This window comes from Streptomyces sp. NPDC055078 (assembly GCF_053607985.1).
The window spans coordinates 1-6,709 of the sequence record NZ_JBSGUP010000454.1 but is presented as its reverse complement, the minus strand read 5'-3'; the positions used below and the strand labels follow the sequence as shown (position 1 = coordinate 6,709).

Genomic DNA, 6,709 nt, shown 5'->3' with positions numbered 1-6,709 from the left:
GCGTCCGCCGGGGCACGGGCGGAGGCCGCGACGTCGGCCACCGCCCGGCGCTCGGGAAAGTCTGTCGAGGTCACCGCACTCGGTACCCCGGACACCAAGGTCGTCGCCCACCCGGACGGCACCGTCACCGCCACGATGTACAACCGCCCGGTCCGGGTCCGCAAGGGCTCGGGCTGGGTGCCGGTCGACACCACCCTCGTGGTCCGGCCCGACGGGTCCGTCGCCCCGAAGGCGGCGGCGGTCCCCGTCGTCTTCTCCGGTGGCGGGACGAAGGCCGCGCCGCTGGCCCGCGCCCGGCCCCGGGGCGCCGAGTTCGGGCTCGACTGGACAGGCCGGCTGCCCCGGCCCGTACTGGACGGGGACACCGCCGTCTACCGGTCCCTGCTGCCCGGGGTGGACCTGCGGCTCACGGCCACCGGCACCGGGTTCGCGCCCTCGCTGATCGTCCGTACGGAGGCCGCCGCGCGGGACCCGAGGCTGCGGGCGCTCCGGTTCGGACTGCACCGGAAGGGTGCCGCCACCCTGACCGGCGCGCTGGGCCCGGCGGCACCCGCCGCCCAGTCCGAGGCCGGTGAGGGGAGGACCGCACGGCCCGGCACGCCGGAGGGACGGCCAGGGAGTACGGCGAAGGCCGGGAAAGGACCGAGAACCGGGAGTACGGCGAAGAGCGGGACCGGGCCGAGGGACGGGAGTGCCCCGAAGGCCGGCAAGCGCCCGGCGGCCTGGCAGGGGGCGACAGGGCCGCGTGCGCTGGACGCCACCCCGGTCCGCTGGCGGGTCTCCCGCGACGCGGTGACCGTCGGCGCGGGAGCCGCCCTCGCCGCCCCCGGCTCCACCTATCCGATGACCGTGAACGGGCCGGTCTGGGGCAACAAACTGCACTGGATGGTGCTGTCCCACAACACCCTCACCGGGGCGAAGGCCGCCTTCTGGGACTCGGCGTTCATCGGCCGGGCCGGCCGGGCGCGGGGTGAGGAGTTGCGCTGGCGCTCCTACTACGAGATGAACACCGCGGCCCTCGCGGGCAAGCGTGTGATCTCCGCACAGTTCTCCATCCACCAGTGGTGGGCCGACTCCTGCACCCCACAGCCCGTGGAACTGTGGCACATCGACAGGATCAGCCCCGCCACCACCTGGGACACGACCCGGTTCCACCGCAAGGTCGGCCAGTCCTCCCTGGGCTGGGGCCATGACGCGACCTGCGAGGCCCAGCCGATCGGGTTCGACGTCAAGGACCTGATGAGAGAGGCCGCGGACAACCGGTGGCCGACCACCTCACTGGCACTGAAGGCGGACGAGGGCCCCGATTCGTATGCGCCGAAGGAGTTCCTCGACAAGAGGACCCCGGGCCTCCAGGATCCCATCCTGGCGATCACCGGCACGTACAACACCGTCCCCGACCGGGCGACCGGCCTTGCCGTGGGGGCGAAAGGCTGCGGGACCGGAGACCTGGTCATCAAAACCACCACCCCGAAGCTCTCCGCCACGGTCACCGACCCCGACACCCCCGGCAACGGCGCGCACCCCGCCGCTGTGTTCCGGTGGTGGGAGGGGGCCGGAGCGCCGACCGGCCAGGTGTTCAGCAGCCGCCACACCGGAATGGCCGGCACCCGGGCGAGCCTGGAGCCGGATCCGTCCCAGGCCCTGCGCGACGGCGCCACCTACACCTTCGGTGTGACCGCCGACGACGGCATCGACTCCAGCGACGGCACACCCTGGTGCACCTTCACCGTCGACGCCACCAAGCCCACCACCACACCTGCCATCACCTCCACGGACTTCCCCCCGAGCCCGGCGATCGGGCCACCGCTCTACACCCAGGGCCGGTTCACCCTCGACGCCAGGGGAGACCACGACGTCACCGGGTTCGCGTACGGATTCGGCAGCAGCACCAAACCCGAGCTGAAGGATGAGATCGTCGCAGCCGACGCACCCGGCGGCAAGGCCGTGATCAGCCATATCACGGACCGGGTCACCAAGTTCTCCTCGTTGAACTACCTCCGTGTCGTCGCCGTGGACCGGGCCGGGAACCATGCGGAGGACACAGCGGCGGCCGTCTACGCCTTCAGGACCCCGGACGTCATCACCGCCGGCACGGTGTACGCACACTGGAGCGCCGACTCCACCGCCGACGGGCGGCTCAGGGACGGTCCTCCGGGAGCCGCCAAACAGCCGTCCTTCCACGCGCCGATCACCGGGAACATCACCGAGATCCCGGACCGCATCGGCAACCGGGGCGCGATACGGCTCGACGGCACCGCCTCCCACGCCGCCACCGCGTCGGCGGTGGTCCGGCCCACCGGCCGGAACACCTTCGGCAGCTTCACCGTCATGGCCTGGGTGAAACTGGACCGTACGAACGACTGGGCCACCGCCGTCAGCCAGGACGGGCCCACCCACAGTGGCTTCGCCCTCAAGTACAGCCCCTATCCGCGCTCCTGGGAATTCTCCATGCCGCGCGCCGAGGCCGCCGGAAGCGAGGGCACCGCCGCCGTCCGGTCGGTCTCCTTCGCACAGGCCGGCCTGTGGACCCATCTGGCCGGTGTGTACGACGACACAGCGGGCCGGATGCGGCTGTTCGTCAACGGACGGCAGGCGGACGAGACGAGTCACACCAGCACCTGGTACGCGTCCGGGCCGACCGCCGTGGGCCGGGCCAAGTACAACGGCCTCCTCGACGACTTCTGGCCGGGCGATCTGGACGAGGCGCAGATCTACCCGTGGGCCGCGTCCCCGTTCGAGGTACGGCACCGGATGAAGGACACCGCGTCGTACGGGCCGAACGCGCAATGGCCCCTGGACGAGGGCTCCGGCCGCACCGCCGCCGACAGCACACCCAACGGCGGCCACACCCTCGCCCTCCACGACGGTACGTCCTGGGCCGCACCTGGCCGCCCCGGCAGCGGCGCTGCGCTCCGCCTCGACGGGCGCGAAGGACACGCCTACACCTCCGGCCCGGTGGCCGCCAGGACCGGGGAGAACACCTTCGGCAGCTTCACCGTCACGGCCTGGGTGAAACTGCACAGCCGGGCCGCGTATGTGTCGGCGGTCAGTCAGGACGGCCGCTACGACAATGGATTCAACCTCGGCTACTCGTCGTACCCCAGCGCCTGGACCTTCGGTATGAGCGCCACCGACGCGGAGACGACCGGCGGCGGGGACGGCTATCTGCTGTCCGATGTGATGCCGCAGACCGGTGTGTGGACCCATCTCGCCGGTGTGTACGACCACACCGCCGGGACGATCAGCCTCTACGTCAACGGGAGGCCCGCCGGGTCCAAGGCCCACCGCAGCACCTGGTACGCCGAGGGCGCGACGACAATCGGCCGCAGCAAGCACGACGGCTGGCTGACGAACTACTGGCCGGGGGAGATCGACGACGTCGCACTGTCGGACGGAGCCAGGACCGCAGCCGAGATCAAGCAGGCCATGGGCGGCCCGTCGTTCGCCCCCGGCGGCCGATGGGCCCTGGACGACAGCCCGGCCGACGAGACCGGCCACGGCCACACGCTGTCCCTGTGGAACGGTGCCACCTGGACGACGGGCAAGGACGGCCAGGGCGGCGCCCTGCGCCTGGACGGTCTTGACGGGCACGCCCACACGGCCGGCCCGGTGATCCGGCCCGACAAGGCGTTCACGGTCGCCGCGTGGGTGAAACCGGACGCGCTCGACCGCTATCAGACCGTGGTGAGCCAGGACGGGCCCCTGACCTCCGGTTTCCGGCTCTTCTACGCCCACGACGCCCTGAACAACGTCCGCTCGTGGTCCTTCGGTATCGCCGGTGACACCGGCTCCGGCGGGACCGTGCCCGACGGGCTCGTGACGGCGACGACAGCCCCCCGAGCGGGCGTGTGGATCCATCTCGCCGGGGTCTACCGGCCCCCCGGGCCGGGGCAGTCCCAGGGCGAGATGCAGTTGTTCGTCGACGGGCGGCTCCAGGCGTCCGCTCCGTACACCAGTGTCGCGACCGCCGAGCAGGTCCTCGCCATCGGCCGGGGCAAGAACGGCGGCTTCTACGTCGACCGGCTGGCCGGCACCGTCGACCGGGTCGAGGTGCGTGACTCGGCGGCCCTTCCGGAGGAGATCCGGGCGATGGGCGACATCGCCATCCCCTCGTTCGAGATGAACAATCCGGCCGCGATCCCGGATCTGGGGACCGTGGAGAGCCAGCTGGCCACGACCGGGCTCACCCCCGACATGGCGGGCCATCTGAAGGTCGATGTGGACATCGCCCACCCCTACCGGGGCGATCTGACGCTGTATCTGGTGGCCCCGGACGGTACGGAGTACGCGCTGGACGACCTCAGGGGCACGGGCGATGTGGACGGCTTCAAGAAGTCGTACTCCCTCAACGCCTCCGGGGAGAGCGTCAACGGCACCTGGAAGCTACGGATCAAGGACGGCGTCATCGGGGACACCGGCACCCTCACCGGCTGGCGGATCTCCGCGCCGATCACCAACACCCCCGCACCGGCCGCTCCCTGGCCGGCGCAGCCAGGACCCGCGTTCCAGGCCGGCAGCAACACCGTCACCGAGCGGGCGCTGACCGTCGCCGGCACCCCGGGCAAGGCGCCCTCCAACCTCCAACTGGACCTGGCCACCAGCGGCGGAGACGGCTACAGCCTGAGGGTCTCCCTGATCGCGCCTCCCCGGCCGGGGAGGACGAAGGAGGAGGTCCATGTCCTGTACGACAGCGAGAAGCCGCCGCCCGCGGTGACGGACGCCTGTGGCCGCGGTCAGCCGAACCCCTACACCCTGCGGAAGCGGTACATCGTGGACGCGTCGGCCTCCCCGGCGAACGGTGCCTGGAAGCTGAGGTTCGAGCACTCGTCGGGCAGCGGTGCGCCGAGGGTGGACGCGTGGCGGCTGTCGTCGCCCATCGGCCTGACGGCGTCCACCACCGCGCCCGAGACCAAGTTCGCCAACCCCGCCGACGTACCGCTGACCTATACACACACCTACAGCGACGCCACCGCCTGCGGGATCCCGGGGGCGGAGGCCAAGGACCTGCGGGTCGCCGTGGACATCCGCCACCCCAACCGCGGTGATCTCAAGCTTGAGCTGGAGGCCCCGGGCGACGCGAAGACATATCTGCTGGAGGACATCCCCGACTACGACACCGGGGAGGACGTACGCAAGACATACACGATCCCCGGTGCGGCGCAGCTCCCGAACGGCACCTGGGCGCTGAAGGTCACCGACACCAAGCTGGCGTGGGCCGGGCACGTCAACGAATGGAGTGTGCAGCTCCTCCCCTCCGCCGAAGCGACCTTCAAGCCCGGCTGGAACGGGCAGAACACCACGGACGTGCCGATCACCGACGACGGCTGGAGCGAGTCGCCGATCACGGTCGAGGTCGACAAGGGGACCATGGCTCCGAAGGTGTGGCAGGTGTCGGTGGCCCTCCGGCACACCTACCGAGGTGATCTGGCGCTGTATCTGGAGGCACCGGACGGTACCGGCTATCTGCTGGAGGATCTGACCGGCGGCGGTGACGCGGACGACTTCACCAAGTCGTACACCGTCAACGCGTCGTCCGAGATCGCGCAGGGGGTGTGGAAACTACGGGTGCTGGACGCCGTATGGGGGGACACCGGTCTCATCGACTCCTGGAGTCTGACACCCGCGCCCTTCGCTCCTGCCCTCACCACGACCCGGACCCCGGTACCCGATCTGGCCACCGCCGAGAGCCCCCTCACCGTCGCCGACGGCACCGGCAACGCACCCAACGGGCTCCAGATCCAGCCCGCCATCACCCATGCCAGGCCCGACCAGCTGGTGATCACACTCCTCGGGCCGGACGGGACGGCGTACCCCCTGCACGACAGAAAGCCGGTCCTGCCGCCGGTGTTCACGATCGACGCGTCCTCGAAGGCGCTGAAGGGCACCTGGAAGCTACGGGTCCAGGACACGGTGGCCGGTGAAGCGGGCTCCATCGACTCATGGGGACTGGTCCTCACCCCCCGGGTCGCCTGGCCGGAGCAGCGTGGACCGGCCTTCACGGTGGAGGGGGCGTCATCGGGTACGGAGGTGTCGTCGTGGCGGACGGTGTCGGGGATCGCGGGGAACGCTCCGGCGGATCTGCGGTTGCGGGTCGACACGTCGTACTCCTGGGCGAGTGAGCTGGAGATCGCGCTGGTCGCACCCGACGGCACCCGCTATGTGGTCCACGACCGGGGGGAGGTGCTGGCGCGGGTGTGGACGGTGAACGTCTCGGGGGAGACGGCGAACGGGGCCTGGCGGCTTTCGGTGAAGCGGCACAGCACCTGCTGCGCGGTGAGGATCGACGGCTGGCGGATGTGGTCCCCGGTCAACCAGCAGGCCACAGCGCCCGCCCCGGTGACGAAGTTCGCCAACGGCACCGATCTGGCGATCCCGGACGACGGTTTCGGGAACGAGAGCCCGGTCACGGTCTCCGGCATCCCCGGCAACGCGCGCGCCGATCTGCGGGTCACCGTCGACATCCGCCACCCCCGGCGCGGTGACCTCGTCATCGGACTCCAGGCCCCCGACGGATCCCTGTATCCGCTGGAGGACTTCCCCGACTCCGATACCGGCGCCGATGTGTTCAAGCAGTACGTCGTCAACGCCTCGGCGGAACCCGCCAACGGCACCTGGTACCTCACGGTCCGGGACATCAGAACCGGCGCCACGGGGACCGTCGACGGCTGGAGCCTGGGGCCGGCCTGATCCATCGGAGGGGCCCTGG

The 6,709-nt window shown here is 71.0% G+C and carries 1 protein-coding gene; it reads left to right on the top strand.

Annotation, left to right across the window (positions count from 1 at the left end):
• Positions 1 to 6,690, top strand: a 6,690-nt coding sequence (locus ACWF94_RS29120; protein WP_453494883.1) for a proprotein convertase P-domain-containing protein, incomplete at its 5' end; no start/stop codon positions are given.
• Between the last annotated feature and the right edge of the window lie 19 nt (positions 6,691 to 6,709).